This window comes from Cobetia sp. BL01 (assembly GCF_056493605.1).
The window spans coordinates 160,197-173,884 of sequence record NZ_JBVBEE010000002.1; the positions used below are offsets into that span (position 1 = coordinate 160,197).

At 62.4% G+C, this 13,688-nt stretch carries 17 protein-coding genes; 3 read left to right on the forward strand and 14 right to left on the reverse strand.

All coding sequences use genetic code 11. From position 1 onward, the window contains the following. Positions 1 to 75 precede the first annotated feature (75 nt). The 8 genes from ACZYGA_RS04370 to ACZYGA_RS04405 all read right to left on the reverse strand — a co-directional run bounded on the left by ACZYGA_RS04370 (position 76) and on the right by ACZYGA_RS04405 (position 6,032). Positions 76 to 1,023: a hypothetical protein gene (locus ACZYGA_RS04370; protein WP_479398444.1), complete on the reverse strand. Its 948-nt coding sequence runs from the start codon at positions 1,021 to 1,023 to the stop codon at positions 76 to 78. A 154-nt stretch (positions 1,024 to 1,177) separates the two neighbouring features. Then, positions 1,178 to 1,714, reverse strand: a complete 537-nt coding sequence (locus ACZYGA_RS04375; RefSeq protein WP_077372307.1) for a hypothetical protein — start codon at positions 1,712 to 1,714, stop codon at positions 1,178 to 1,180. A 96-nt stretch (positions 1,715 to 1,810) separates the two neighbouring features. Next, positions 1,811 to 2,455 (reverse strand): LysE family translocator, encoded by a 645-nt coding sequence (locus tag ACZYGA_RS04380; RefSeq protein ID WP_077372304.1) that lies wholly within the window; start codon positions 2,453 to 2,455, stop codon positions 1,811 to 1,813. Between the two features lie 233 nt (positions 2,456 to 2,688). Beyond that, positions 2,689 to 3,273: an exopolysaccharide biosynthesis protein gene (locus tag ACZYGA_RS04385; protein ID WP_084209094.1), complete on the reverse strand. Its 585-nt coding sequence runs from the start codon at positions 3,271 to 3,273 to the stop codon at positions 2,689 to 2,691. A gap of 97 nt (positions 3,274 to 3,370) precedes the next feature. After that, a complete protein-coding gene (locus tag ACZYGA_RS04390) occupies positions 3,371 to 4,084 on the reverse strand; it encodes a ZIP family metal transporter (protein WP_479398448.1) in 714 nt (237 codons plus the stop codon). After that, complete coding sequence (locus ACZYGA_RS04395; protein ID WP_077372298.1) at positions 4,084 to 4,509, reverse strand: hypothetical protein; 426 nt, start codon at positions 4,507 to 4,509, stop codon at positions 4,084 to 4,086. The genes ACZYGA_RS04390 and ACZYGA_RS04395 overlap by 1 nt, the downstream gene beginning before the upstream one ends. A 109-nt stretch (positions 4,510 to 4,618) precedes the next feature. Beyond that, entirely contained in the window at positions 4,619 to 5,023 is a 405-nt protein-coding gene (locus ACZYGA_RS04400; RefSeq protein ID WP_077372295.1) for an NINE protein, read from the reverse strand. A gap of 169 nt (positions 5,024 to 5,192) precedes the next feature. Next, complete coding sequence (locus tag ACZYGA_RS04405; protein ID WP_077372292.1) at positions 5,193 to 6,032, reverse strand: isopenicillin N synthase family dioxygenase; 840 nt, start codon at positions 6,030 to 6,032, stop codon at positions 5,193 to 5,195. 248 nt (positions 6,033 to 6,280) lie between these two features. Here ACZYGA_RS04405 and ACZYGA_RS04410 point away from each other — a divergent pair, with 248 nt between their 5' ends. Next, positions 6,281 to 6,484: a cold-shock protein gene (locus tag ACZYGA_RS04410; protein ID WP_043335501.1), complete on the forward strand. Its 204-nt coding sequence runs from the start codon at positions 6,281 to 6,283 to the stop codon at positions 6,482 to 6,484. A gap of 228 nt (positions 6,485 to 6,712) precedes the next feature. On the opposite strand, the gene ACZYGA_RS04415 is transcribed toward ACZYGA_RS04410, so the two are convergent. From ACZYGA_RS04415 to ACZYGA_RS04440, 6 genes are all read right to left on the reverse strand, one after another. Next, positions 6,713 to 7,261 (reverse strand): hypothetical protein, encoded by a 549-nt coding sequence (locus tag ACZYGA_RS04415; RefSeq protein ID WP_065392582.1) that lies wholly within the window; start codon positions 7,259 to 7,261, stop codon positions 6,713 to 6,715. A 212-nt stretch (positions 7,262 to 7,473) separates the two neighbouring features. Next, positions 7,474 to 7,932 (reverse strand): nucleoside deaminase, encoded by a 459-nt coding sequence (locus ACZYGA_RS04420; RefSeq protein ID WP_077372290.1) that lies wholly within the window; start codon positions 7,930 to 7,932, stop codon positions 7,474 to 7,476. A gap of 118 nt (positions 7,933 to 8,050) precedes the next feature. Continuing rightward, positions 8,051 to 9,076 carry an SPFH domain-containing protein gene (locus tag ACZYGA_RS04425; RefSeq protein WP_077372286.1) on the reverse strand — a complete coding sequence of 342 codons (1,026 nt, stop codon included), beginning with the start codon at positions 9,074 to 9,076 and terminating at the stop codon, positions 8,051 to 8,053. A gap of 103 nt (positions 9,077 to 9,179) precedes the next feature. After that, positions 9,180 to 9,617, reverse strand: coding sequence for an NfeD family protein (locus tag ACZYGA_RS04430; RefSeq protein WP_141392150.1), 438 nt, complete (start codon positions 9,615 to 9,617; stop codon positions 9,180 to 9,182). 142 nt (positions 9,618 to 9,759) lie between these two features. Beyond that, complete coding sequence (gene yegS, locus ACZYGA_RS04435) at positions 9,760 to 10,671, reverse strand: lipid kinase YegS (RefSeq protein WP_077372280.1); 912 nt, start codon at positions 10,669 to 10,671, stop codon at positions 9,760 to 9,762. A gap of 89 nt (positions 10,672 to 10,760) precedes the next feature. Next, a complete protein-coding gene (locus ACZYGA_RS04440; RefSeq protein ID WP_176502746.1) occupies positions 10,761 to 11,993 on the reverse strand; it encodes a multidrug effflux MFS transporter in 1,233 nt (410 codons plus the stop codon). 132 nt (positions 11,994 to 12,125) lie between these two features. Here ACZYGA_RS04440 and ACZYGA_RS04445 point away from each other — a divergent pair, with 132 nt between their 5' ends. Both ACZYGA_RS04445 and ACZYGA_RS04450 read left to right on the forward strand, forming a co-directional pair. Next, complete coding sequence (locus ACZYGA_RS04445) at positions 12,126 to 13,145, forward strand: LysR family transcriptional regulator (protein ID WP_289862989.1); 1,020 nt, start codon at positions 12,126 to 12,128, stop codon at positions 13,143 to 13,145. 111 nt (positions 13,146 to 13,256) lie between these two features. Continuing rightward, a complete protein-coding gene (locus tag ACZYGA_RS04450) occupies positions 13,257 to 13,652 on the forward strand; it encodes a glutaredoxin family protein (protein WP_176502748.1) in 396 nt (131 codons plus the stop codon). The last annotated feature ends 36 nt before the right edge of the window (positions 13,653 to 13,688 follow it).

Below are 13,688 nucleotides of genomic sequence, written 5' to 3' on the forward strand. Positions count from 1 at the left end.
CAGACCACTCATGACGTCACACACGACAACGCCAGCCTCAGGGCTGGCGTTGTCGTCGTGCGTCTCCGCTACGGCTCAATCATCGCGTCGGGCATGGATTCCCGATAGCGGTGGCGTCTGGCCGTCGCCCTGTCGGGGAGCTTCCTCATGCTGGGGAGCGTAGCGATTCAGCGCCTCGGCATAGCTCAGCGGACGCCCATCACCGCTGTCGCGCTGACTGCCCTTCCAGTTCTCGTCCTTGCGGGCGAGAGAGGGATTCGCGGGAAATGTCGAGGGCGAGGTCTCATGGGGTGTCTGGCGAGCCCCATCCGAGTGACGAGCCGAATGGCTGACGCGAGGGCGGCGCCACAGGCGCCAGGCCAGTATCAGCCCCCCTGCCCAGCTGACGCTCCCCAGCAGCCCGTAGGCGATCATGCTCCAGACATTGCCGGGACGATGGCCCGCATTGATGATGATCACCCGCGACAGGTCGATGTCCGGCCAGCGTTCACTCAACAGGGCGCGCTCGTCTCCGGGGAGGTCCGTCTCGGCATGCAGCACGGTACCGAACAGGCCATCCGGGAACTCGATGAGCGGCGGGACGTTCTTCAGACTCTGGACGGAATCGGTACGCACCAGCACGCCCATGCGCTCGATGCGCGGCCACTCGTCCGAGGGAATGCCATCGATGCCACCGAAGGCGCGTGACAATCCTGCCAGCTCCAGCAGATAGGGGTTCATGTCCGAGATCACCGGGTAATAGAGCGTCTCGATACGCTGCCCACCTTCGGCAGCCGCATCCAGACGAAAGGTCTCGGCATGTTCGCGATAGACCGCCCAGTGATCGCGTAGCGACACGAACTGATTGACCGGCAGATTGCCCTGTTCGACGGCTTCCAGGTTCAAGGTCTCAGGCCGGGACGTGACGCGGCCCACCCAGCGTCCCTCTTCGAAGGCAAACAGCCAGGCCGCCAGCCCCACGAGCAGCAAGACGACGATACCCGCCCCGGCCAGCCGGCGACGCAAGGTGTAGGAAGGACTCATTGGTTAGCATTCCCTGCTTCTGCCAGCCTGACGTGCGGCCGGTCTTGATGTAATGACGACACGAACCATCGTGATCTTCACGACAGCATACCTCATCCACTCACGCGGCCTTTCCACACTCGGCCGGCCACGCGACAGCGGTGAGCGTCCGGACTCAAGGGCCCTTGAGTCGCGAGGACAGACGCTCACTTTCACGACAGTAGCGCTGACGCAGACGCAGCACCTCAAGTGAGTTGCTCGACAGCGCATCCAGCACATAACGATTGCAGGCGCGTTCCGCACGTTTCTGGGCAGCTTCCAGCGCCTTGCGCGCCTCACGCTGGGCAGGTGTCATCCCGGCATAGGGGTCGCGCAGGGGCTTGTAGGTGGCGGCCGCCTTGCAATACATGGTGCGAGTGTCGAGATGGGCAGCACGCCCCCTCTGCTGCAGGGCGTGACAGGTCTCGACGAACAGACGGCTGGCCATGCGTGAGCAATCACGTTGCTCCGCCGCGCTGCCGGTCTTGCTCAGCCGAGCACACACCGACTCCTCCTGGATACGCCACAACTGATGACGGAAGTCGACGGTGTAGCCGTGATAGAGCACCTGTACCTGCTGGACACGCGAATCGTAGACATCGCTGATATCACGAGACTCAAGATGGGTCACGATCTTGAGGAAGGAGGCAAGGGTCAGCGTAGCAGGATCCATGTGGCGTGAGGGATAAGGCGTTCATCCCCGGCTTCTCCGTCGCAGTGAGTGCTCTCGTGCCCGCAAAGGGCCGCGTGCAGATGTCAGACGCCGCCGTCAGCGGCTCAGGGCCAGGCGCGCGCCGAGTGCCACCATCACGGTGCCGGTGATGCCTTCCATCCAGCTGGCGACACGGGGTCGGGCCAGCCAGCGTCCGGCACCGCCCACCATCACCGCCACACCGATCTGCCACAGGTTGGCGATCACGAAGTGGACACCTGCCAACCACAGCGACTTGAGAATGGCCGGGTCGGTCGGTGCGATGAACTGCGGCAGGAACGCCATGTAGAAGACGACGGTCTTGGGGTTGAGCACGTTGGAGAGGAAGCCTTCGCGCAACGGTTGCCAGAGAGAGACCCGCTGCCGCGCGACATCGGCCTGGATATCCAGCCCGCGAGTGCGGCGCGCACTGAGCAGACTCTTGATCCCCAGCCATACGAGATAGGCAGCACCGACCAGCTTGAGTGCCGAGAAGGCCCAGGCGGATTGCAGAAGAATCAGCGAGATCCCCGCCGACGACACCAGGGCATGCACGAAGAGTCCGGCACAGATGGCAACACTGGTGAGCACCCCGTCGCGCAGGCCGCCACGCAGGGTGTTGCGAATCACCAGCAGGGTGTCCACTCCGGGGGTCACGGTGAGCAGCGTGATGGCCACCACGAATGACCAGAACGCGGTATCGAACTGAATGAAGTCAAACATGCCGCATATCCTTGTGACGGACTTCTCCACGCCCTGCGGCATGAACGGATGTCCAGTCTAAGCGAGGGATGCGAGCCTGAAAAGTCATCGCTGACAACCTTCAGACCGCCAGCCCATCCTCGTCGCTCAACTGCCGCCCTCGCCCCCATCTCGGCGTGATCCCTTCCACTGAGAATCACTCATGCCTTCGGGGGAGCCGCCCCGGGCGCCGAGGCGCCGCAGGGGCAGCGCCTTCAACCGACCAGCCACAATCCCGCCACCACATCGGCAAGCAGCACCGCCAATGCCAGCAGAATGACGACGCCATCCTCACCGATCAGCCCCAGCCCGAGCAGCAACAGCGTCGCGGCGGGCAGTGCCGAGGCAAACGGCACCAGCTCCAGCGGCACCATGGTGGCCGCCAGCAGAATGGCCAGTGCAGCGATCAGACGATAGGCGATGCCACGTGTCATGAAACCGAGCCGCGGCTTGAGCAATCGGTCGATGCGCCGTGTCCAGGGACGCGCTCGCTGCACGCCATGGGTGAGGCGCTCATGCTCGAAACTGAAGCTGGCCAGCCGTCTGGGCAACCAGGGAGTGCGATGGCCCAGCAACAGCTGGAAGGCGATCAGCCCGATGAACAGCGCACAGGTGGTCGGCACGCCCGGAATGGCTCCGGTCGGCAGCAGAACCAGCAGCGCCGGCAACACCAGCAAGGGGCCGAAGCCGCGTGAATTGAAATGTTCCAGTATGGCACCCAGCGAGATGTCGCCTTCTATCTCGCGGTCCAGCTCTTCCAGCAATGCGGTGAGACCGCTGTCCTTGGCGTGTTCGCTCATGAGATATCCGTGGTGAGACGTGACAGGGAAGAAAGAGCAGACACATGGCAATACCGATGTCGGTCAGTCCTGCTGTCGGCAAGCGGATCGCCTGCCATCAGCCGACCAGACGTTCACCGAGCATGCCGATCATGAATCCCAGCGTGGCCCCCAGCGGTGGAGACCAGTGATGCACCACCCGCGCCTGGGGGGCGATGTCCTGAAAGATCAGATACAGGATGCCTCCCGCCGCGAAGGCCATCAGCCCGCCCAGCAACCGGGGAGCATCCGCCAGCCACAGATGGCCGGAGAAGGCCGCCAGCGGACCGAGCAATGACAGCAGCAGGAAGGCGCCCAGTCCCTGTCGCGCGGTGAGGCCAGCGCCTTCCAGCTCCCGATAGGCATTGAAACCTTCTGGCAGGTTCTGCGCGGCGATGAACAGCGCCATCAGCATGGCCGCCGCAGGTGAGGCGGATGCCAGGGCCCCGAGAGCGATCGCCTCGGGGATGAAGTCCATCAACATCGCCAGCAGCTGTCCCCTGGCGTCGCCGCTGCGGGCCAGCCAGCGATCCAGCTGCATGAAGACGAGCGCCCCGAGCAGAAACAGCCCGAGCAGAGGTAGGACGGACAGGGACTCCATGGCGCGAGGCACCAGCACCAACGCGACCGCTGCCAGCAGGATGCCTCCCCCCAGCGCCGTGATGCCAGCCAACCAGCTGCGCTTGACGTGGGTTTCGTGGCTACGCTCCAGTTGCGCGATCACCCCACCCAGCGGGATGCACAACCCGGCCGCCCAGGCCATCGCCAACATTTCCCAGGGGAGGTCTGCCATCATGCTGCCGGGCGGCCACCAGGGGCCGGACGTTCACCCAGCACGCGCATCAGCAGGCTGGTACCGAGCCCCCAGGCACCATTGAGAATCAGCCCGCCGATGATCATCATTGGCACCACGGCGATGCCCTTGAGCGGGAAGACGACCAGCATGGCCACTGCCGTCGGACCGACGGCACCGAAAGCCAGACTGATCAGCCAGTGGCTCATGCCGGTGCTGCGGCGTACCAGCGCCCATAGCGGCAGTCCCCATAGCCCGCCCCAGAAGGCCAGCGAGAGCACTGACGGAACGCCCAGCGGCCCGGCAGGGGTCATGTTGTAGGGCGCCTTGGGCAGGATATCGGCCAGATAGAAGAGCCCGAACAGCCCCTGATGGAAGATCAGGGTCGCCAGAAAAGCCGCCACGAAAGCCTTGAGCCAGATCATGTGAACATCCTTGTGATTGAGGCCGCCTGCACTGAAGGTCGGCGGCGTCCGGACAGTCCCGGAGCCACCTCCCGGGACCGATGCGGCACTGACGCTTGCCGAAGGTGGATCAGCGGGCCTGTTCCTGGGAGATCTGCTCGTTGAGCGTCCAGAAATCATAGAGCACGCCGATGAAGAACAGCCCACCGGTACACAGATAGATCAGCCCGGTCAGCCACTTGCCCATGTACATGCGATGGACGCCGAATACGCCCAGGAAGGTGAGCAGAATCCAGCTCAGCGAGTAGTTGATTGGCCCTTCACGAAAGCGGAAATCCGCCTCGCGGTCCATGGCGGGAATCAGGAACAGGTCGATCAGCCAGCCGATCCCCAGCAGGCCGAAGGTGAACAGCCAGATGGTGCCGGTGACCGGTTTGCCATAGTAGAAACGATGGGCGCCGAGGAAACCGAAGATCCACAGCAGGTAGCCCATGGTCTTGGAGTGCGTGTCCTGTACGACGGGCGATGCGGTCATCTGTACAGCCTTAGCCGTGAAACGGCAGATCATGATTGCGAATACAGTCAATGCGGTCTTGGCGGGCGGGAATCAAGCCTCTCGTGCCCGCAAGCCTCGTCCAGACGCGACAACGCCACCCACGCAGCCGCGCGGGTGGCGTTGAAGCCTGTCGTGTCGTCACCGAAGCCTAGATCACGCCCAGTTCGCGCAGACGTTCCTTGAGATAGGAATCCGCGGTGTGCTTGTCAGACAGCACCACTTGTGGACGCGGATGCAGGAAAAGCGGCAGGGACAGACGCGACTGACTGCACCCTTCCCCGGTCGGATTGATCACGCGATGCGTGGTGGACGGGAAATAGCCGCCACTGGCTTCCTGGAGCATGTCGCCGACATTGATGACCAGCTGACCCGGATCACAGGGCACGTCCATCCATTCACCATCGACATCCATCACCTGCAGCCCCGGCTCATTGGCGGCAGGCAGCACGGTCAGCAGGTTGATGTCCTCATGGGCAGCGGCACGCACGGCACCCGGCTCTTCCGAACCGGTCATCGGCGGATAGTGCAGGACGCGCAAGAGCGTCTGCCCACTGTCCTTGATCATGTTGGAGAGCGGCTCACGATAGAGCTCGGCCACTTCAGCGGGCGAATGCGCTTCCACCCAGCTCAGGAGCTCCGCGGCGAAGGCTTCTGCCTGACGGTAGTACTCCATGGCATTCTCGCGCAGGCTGTCCGGAATCTTTCCCCACGGATAGATGTGGTAGTACTCCTTGAGGTCCCGCGCCGTATGCCCCTTGGCGGTCTCGGAGACATCCGCCGGGAAGAGACCATCCTGAGTCTTCGGGTCGTAGCGCCACTCCAGCTTGTCGGCACTCGCGAAGAATTCCGCCCATTCAGCGTAGATCTTCTCGACCAATTCATGAGAAATCGGATGATTGCGAATCACGCCGAAGCCTGTCGTGCGCAGGGATTCGACAAATTTTTCGGCAGCATCGGCCGAGCGGTAATCTACGTTCTGGACCTTCATGGCATTTCCATCTATGTTGGCTCTGTGTACGCATCCTACTTGAGCAGGCAGACGTCGCCAATACGACGACTGACTATTCGGTCAAGATGCGAACATGTGCAGTTTCTACTGCAGGCGTAGGTCAAGCAGGAAAGGATGTCGTCGCAGGACGTAACGCGTCTCTCTGGTGGAATTCCCCCTAGCCGCACCAACGCAATCCGGTCTGATGGGCAGACCACCAACATCATCACGTAAGCAAGGAAAGAATCATGGCAACTGGCACAGTCAAGTGGTTTAACGACACCAAAGGTTTCGGCTTCATTTCTCCGGACGACGGCGGCGACGACCTGTTCGCGCACTTCTCTGAAATTCAGGCAGAAGGCTTCAAGTCCCTGCAGGACGGCCAGAAGGTTTCCTTCGACGTCACCCAGGGCAAGAAAGGCCTTCAGGCCGCAAACATCAAGCCGGTCTGATCATCTGATCATTCCGGTCAGTCCACCCTCATCGGTGGTCTGATGATGGCAAGACACAGAAACGCCCGCCTATTGGCGGGCGTTTCTGTGTCCGCTGCCTCCGCCAGAGCGATGGCTCTACATCGCTTCAGGACGGCATGAGAGCAAGACGCACAACGCCGCAGCACGGGGCCGCGGCGTTGCAGGCAGGACATTCACTCACGTGAGTGATGGCATTGCCTCAAACGATCACTGCTGAGCGTCATCAACGGATTCGTTGGCCGCCTTCTGAGCTTCATTGATCTCGGCGTTGGCTTCTGCCGCAGCGTCATCACCCTGCTGTTCAGCGGAGTTGGTCAGTTCAGCAGCCTGCTCCTTGGTGGAGTCGTAGGCGTTCTTGGCAGCATCGGCGGTGGCGTCAGCGGCATCGTTCACACCCTGCTTGGCGGACTCGTAAGTCTCGCTGGCGGCGTTCTTGGTCGCATCGAGGGCATCATCGCTCTCGGCGGCAGCTTCATCACCCATGGCGTCAGCGGACTGCGCTGCGTCATCGGCCATGTTGTCAGCCTTGTCAGCCGCGTCGTCCATTTCAGCAGCAGCTTCATCTGCAGCCTGGTCCATCTCGGCAGCAGCGGCTTCAGCAGCCTGATCGGCACTCTGCTCAGCCTGCTCTGCGCTTTGCTCTGCAGACGTCTCGGCTTGCTGGGCGGCCTTGTCGGTATCGCCATTGTCACAACCGGCGATGGCCAGGGACAGGCCAGCGGCCAGTGCGGGAATCATCCATTGCTTGAGCTTCATCGTCTTCTCCTTGATAGGTGGGGAGTCATCAGCCCCTTGTTTCCTGCGCAAAGCATTGCAACAAAGGTCGAGTATTCATGCAAGCGAAAGCGTGTTCAAACGCTTGGATGACTTCAACATGGTGCTCGCTTGGCAGCTTTTCAAGCAAATCGCCCTTTCAGTAGCATGAAAATGTTAACGAACACCATTTCTTTTCTCTGACGACTCTCTGATCACTCTCCGATATCTTCGTTCCATACTTCCGGCTGTTCGCGGATGAATGTCTCCATCAGCTCCCGACAACGCGCATTGTCCACGACGTCCACCTTGACGCCTTGAGCGCGCAGATGGTCTTCCGCGCCCATGAAGGTCCTGTTCTCACCCACGACGACATGGGGAATCCCGTAGAGCTGGATGGCGCCACTGCACATCGGGCACGGTGACAAGGTAGTGTAGAGCACGCACTCGCGATAGACCTTCGCCGGCAGACGTCCGGCATTCTCCAGCGCATCCATCTCACCGTGCAGTACCGTGCTGCCCTTCTGCTGACGCTGGTTGTGGCCACGCCCGATGATCTTGCCATCGTGGACCAGTACCGAGCCGATCGGTACGCCACCTGCGGCATGGCCCTTCTCGGCCTCCTCGATGGCCGCTTGCAGGAAACCTTCGTGATCCTGAGTCTGCGCTGACATGGTCTTGCTCCTGAATATTCAGTAAGGGGGTTCAGTCATGAAACATCGGCGATGACGACATGGGGAGGCCACCCTGCAGGTACGCCCCTGTGAGCGAACCTGGCGTGAACGGCGAGCATCACCCGAGTCCCGCTTCCCCTGTCATCATCTGACGGGCTCGTCTCAGCCCTTCATTGCCGGCATTGGTGGGCTCACCGACTTCATTGGCAAGCTCGCGGAAGCTGCCCATCGCACCGAGCAGCGCCGAGGCTTCATAGGGGATGAAGACTCGATCACCGTCACGGGCCATGTCCGGCAGCATCTGCAGGTATTTCTGTCCCAGCATGTAGCCCACCACCAGCTGCGGATCTTCCGCCCCGATGGCATCACGCAGCTGGTAGATGGCCTGGCGCTCACCTTCGGCACGCAGGATGGAGGCCTGCTTGTCGCCCTCGGCGCGCAACACCGCGGACTGCTTCTCACCTTCCGCCGTGGCGATGGCCGCCTCGCGCTGACCATTGGCCTCGGTGACGGTGGCACGACGCCGGCGCTCGGCCGCCATCTGCAGACGCATCGCATCCTCGACTTCATCGGGCATGCTGATGTCCTGGATCTCGACTCGGGTGACCTTGACGCCCCACTTGTCACCGACCTCATCCATGGTGACCTGCAAGGCATCATTCACTTCCTTGCGACTCTCGAACAGCTTGTCGAGCTCCATTCGTCCGATCTCGGAACGCAGACTGGTCTTGGCGAGCACCTCGATGGCCTGGGTGAAGTTCTCCACTTCATAGACCGCGCGCTTGGGGTCGACGATCTGGAAATAGAGAGCGCCATTGACGGTCACCGTCACGTTGTCCGTCGTCACCACGCTTTGTCCCGGAAAGTCCATCACCGTCTCACGACGGTCGATGCGCGTCTCCTCGACCACCAGCGGCAGATTGTCGCCCTTGATCTGGCGATAGCGGCGAATGGTAATCGAGCGCGGCTTGTCGATGAAAGGCACGACCAGATTGATACCGGATTCCAGAGTACGGCTGTAGCTGCCGAGCCGTTCTATCACGACGGCTTCGGACTGCTGGACGATCATCAATCCCTTGGCCAGCAGAATGACGACAAGCGCCACGATGAAGAGAATGATGATGAGACCCGGACTGATGATCATGTTGCTCAACTCCCTTGAACTGGGCAGCTTCCTGCCGCCCGAATGAATGGTGATATCACCACTTGCCCGACCGCCAGGACGGCGAGGCGGACCTTGAGACAGATTACTCGACGCGCTCCACGCAGAGCGTGATGCCTTCGACGCTGAGGATCCTGACCGTGTCCCCCGCTGCCGGCTTCGTCTCCCCCTCCCAGCGTAGCGGATACTCATTGCCTGACACGCGCACGGCAAGTTTGCCGCCGTTGCCGATGATCACCTTGGCCAGCTGGCCGGTCTCCGCGCCACTGCCCAGGGTACCGTAGGGCGTCTTGGGCAACAGATAGGGATGGATCTTGCGGACGAACAACGGCACGACCACCAGCGCCGTGATCGCCACGCTGATCAGCTGGACATTGAGCCCCGCCCCGAGAACGGATGCCAGAGCGCCACTCAGCGCACTGACCCCCAACGCCAGCAGCACGAATTGCGCTCCCAGCAACTCAAGCCCCGCCAGAATCAACCCGAGAATGACCCAGAGATGCCACGCTGCCACACCTGTCATGCCATCGTTCTCCCAAGCGTTTCTCTCGTCCATTGCGGCCAAGAGACTGAAGAAATCTCGTGCTGAAAATGCCACGAGCGCAGCCCGAGTAAACCTCAGACTGCGCTCGTGTACCAGACTGGCATCGATGATGAGAGGAGCGCTAGCGCTTCGCCTGCAACAGCTCGGTATCCGCCGGCACCACCAGTTGCAGAGCCTGTGGCGCGATACTGAACTCGCTGTCCTCGATCAGATGACTCTCGCCGTCCAGATTGACCGGCAGCGGCTCCCCTCGATAGCGCAGCGTATCGGTACGCACATAACGCACGAAATGACCGTTCTCAGGCAGGGATTCCAACTCTTCCACCACCTCACCGATGCGCGCGATGGGGAAATCACGAATCACCAGCACATCGAAACCGGCATCATCGAGCAAGGCCCGTGGCGCCAGCTCCTGCCCGCCACCGGCCTGCCGACCATTGCCGATGGCCAGCACGAACAGCGCAAGCTCTTCCTCGACCCCATCGAGCGTGAGACGTCCTCGATAGGGACGGAAATCCCACGCCTTGAGCACGCCCATCAGCGAATAGGCCCCACCCCCGAACAGCTTCTTGAGTCCGGCCGGGGTCGAGCGGGTCACCTCCGCCCCGAAACCGGCCGAGGCGACATTGAGGAAGTAGGCATCATCGAGCTGCACCAGATCCACCGCTCGTGATTGCCCTTCACAGGCCAGTGCCAGCGCCTCGGAGATACCGGGCGGTATCCCGAGCGAGGTCGCCAGGTCATTGGCCGTCCCCAGCGGAAGAATGGCCAGTTCCGGACGTTGAGCCCGTGGATGCGTCATCAGCGCATTGGCCAGCAGGTTGAGCGTGCCATCCCCGCCCCCGGCAATCAGGCGTGTGACGCCTTCCGCGATCGCTTCATCCACCAACCTCGCGACATCCTGTGCTTCGAAGGTCAGACGTATCTCCAACCCCTGGGTGCGCTCACGCTGGGCGAACAAGGCATCACGCAGCTCAGGCTGCTGTGCCTTCTCACCGTTGAGTATCACGCGCACACGCGCCGCTGATTCCATGTGGTGTCTCCTTGGCGACATGCGGATCGAGCGACAAGCATACTCCCGTCAGGCCTCAGGAATGAACCACCCACGCGTGCCCACATCGGTTAGCTGCCCTGAGGTGTCTCATCGACGCCAAGCCCCGGCTGACGGCGCGCGCCCAGCAACAGCAAGGGAAGAATCATCACCACGCTGATCAGGAGCAATCCCTGTTGCGGCGCCAGCGGGGTACTGAGCAGCGCGGTGGCCACGATGGCCGAGCCCCCCAGCTGAATACTGCCCAACAGCGCCGCCGCCGTACCAGCACGCTCACCGAAGGCTTCCAGCGCCAGACTGGAAGCGGCGCCCAGGGCCAGCGAGAAACCGACTGACAGCACTCCCACCGGCACCATGAAGGCTGCCGCCGACAACGGCAGCCAGGCCATGGCGGCCCCTTGCATCAGCCCGGAGACCAGGATGATCGCCAGTCCCAGCCGAACCGTCGGCTGGCGTCCCAGTCGGGTGATCACGCGCGGTGCGAAGAAGAACGTCAGGATATTGATCACGGCGTTGCCCCCAAACATCGCGCTGAAGGCAAGCTCGGAATGGCCGAGCGTTTCCACCAGCAACTCGGAAGAGGAGGAGACATACAGCAGGATCGCACTCATCGCCGACATGGCCACCAGCGCCTGATACAGGAAGCGCCAGCTGGTCAGCACCGGACGATACCGCGCCCAATTGTAGAGCGGACGCTCCACCACCGTGTTGGCGGGGCGCGTCTCGGCGAACAGCCGCCAGGCGGCTGACCCGACGCATAGCGCGAAGAACCCCATGAACAGGAAGTTGGAACGCCACCCGAACTGCACCGCCAGCAGGCCGCCCAGAACCGGCGCCAACGCCGGAATGATGCACAACGCGCCGTTGAGGTAGCTGTACATCCTGGCACCCTGCTCCGGCGTATAGCAGTCACGCACCGCCGCGAAGGCCACCGTGACGGTGGCACAGGCACCCAGCCCCTGCAGGATGCGCCCGACATACAACATGCCGATGTCCTGGGCCAGCGTCGCGACCACGGCACCTGCCAGATAGACCAGCGCGCCGCCCAGCAAGGCGGGACGACGACCATAGAGGTCCGTCAGCGGCCCGACCAGAATCTGGCCGACCCCCACCGCACCGAGAAACAGGGTCACCGTCATCTGCATCACGTCGGTGGGCTGCGCAAACTCGCGCGCCATCGCCGGCAACGAAGGGAGATAGATATCGATCGCCAGCGGCGAGAACATCACGCAGCCGACCAATAGCAGCAGCAGTTGTCGGGCACTCGGCAGGGGCCGTGCGGTAGCGGAGGAAGACGCGGACATGGAGTCTCTCATGGTGTCGGAAGGCAGCTCAGCGGCGAGTGGCGAGCGAGTCGGAAGCTGCAGAGACTAGCGCCTGTGACTTATGCTGCAAAATGATATTATTTCAGCCCTGATATTCCACTGGCGAAATTCATGACCTCGACTTCCCGCCATGCTCCCTCCAATGCTGGCATCCGGTCACCCGGCCTCCTCAATCCGCGCCTGGACCTCAATCTCCTGCAGGTATTGCAGGTGCTTCTGGAAGAATGCAGCGTCACGCGGGCCGCGGGCCGTCTGCACCTTTCCCAGTCGGCCGTCAGCAAGAGCCTGGCTCGCCTGAGAGCGATGTTCGATGACCCCCTCTTCATTCGAGAGCGTCATGGCCTGCGACCCACGCCACGTGCGCTCGGGCTCAGGGGTGAGCTTGCCGAGCTGCTCTCGCGTCTCGAGCATCTCAGCGCACCGCCGACCTTCACGCCCGCCACCAGTCGCCGACGCTTCCAGCTGGCCGTGCTGGAGAGCGCCTGGGCGACGCTGATGCCCTCCTGTACCCGCGCCCTCACCCAGGCCCTCCCGCTCGGCAGTCTCGAGATCAGTCGCTGGCAGGCCGACTGTCTCAATCTGATGGAAAGAGGCCTGCTGGATATCGGCCTCGGGGCACACGACCATCCGACCGACACGCCGAGCGAGCCTCCGGCGCTACCGAGAGGCTTCCACTCGCACACCCTGTGGCGCGATGATCACGTGATGTTGCTGCGCGACGGCCATCCACTGCTCGAGCGTTCGGTGCCGCTGACTCTCGAGGAGTTCGCCACGCTCGATCATGTCCAGGCCACCTGCGAGGGCCGCTCTCGCTGGTCGCTGGATGAGCGGCTCGAACGGCATGGTGCTCCGCGTCGCATCAAGGTACTGGTGCCGGACTTCCGGGATGCCTTGAGCATCGTCGCGCACAGTGAGCTCATCTTCTGCGCACCCAGAAGCTTCGCCCAGGCCAGCCGCCAGCAACACGGACTGGTCATTCGCGAACTGCCGCTGAAACTGCCGGCCCTGAGTTATCGCCTCATCTGGCATGCCAGCCACGAGCAGGACCCGGGCCATCGCTGGCTGCGTCAATCGCTGATGACCCACATTCGCAACGCCCATGGGGCAGACGCAGCCGCCGACGAACACTAGAATGGCCGCACACTCTGCAACCCACCGCTTTTGCGAGCGCTGACCGAGGGCTTGGCCCGACGCGCAAGCACTCACCTCATATCACCATCCGCCTGTACACGAGGTATTTCCATGCGCCCCATCATCCGCCTGTTCTTCCGCACTCTGCGACTGGTACTGGCCCCCTTCATGCTGATCAGCGAAAAGCTGACCCGTGGCAGTGCACTGGAGCGCAGTCCTGCCCAGCAGGCTGAAGTCGATGCCGAGACCGCCAGGCTGGCGCTGTATCAATTCTCGACCTGCCCGTTCTGCATCAAGGTGCGCAAACGCATGCATCAGCTGAACCTGAACATCGAGCAGCGCGACACCCAGCACAACGCCACTCACCGCCAGGCCCTCGAACAGGGTGGCGGTCGCGTCAAGGTGCCGTGCCTGCTGATCACCCATGACGATGGCCGCGAGGAATGGATGTACGAATCCGACACCATCAATGCCTATCTGCAGGAACGCTTCGGTCACGCCGCCTGAGACTCTCGCAAGTCTCGAGACCGCCCGCGGTGCGCC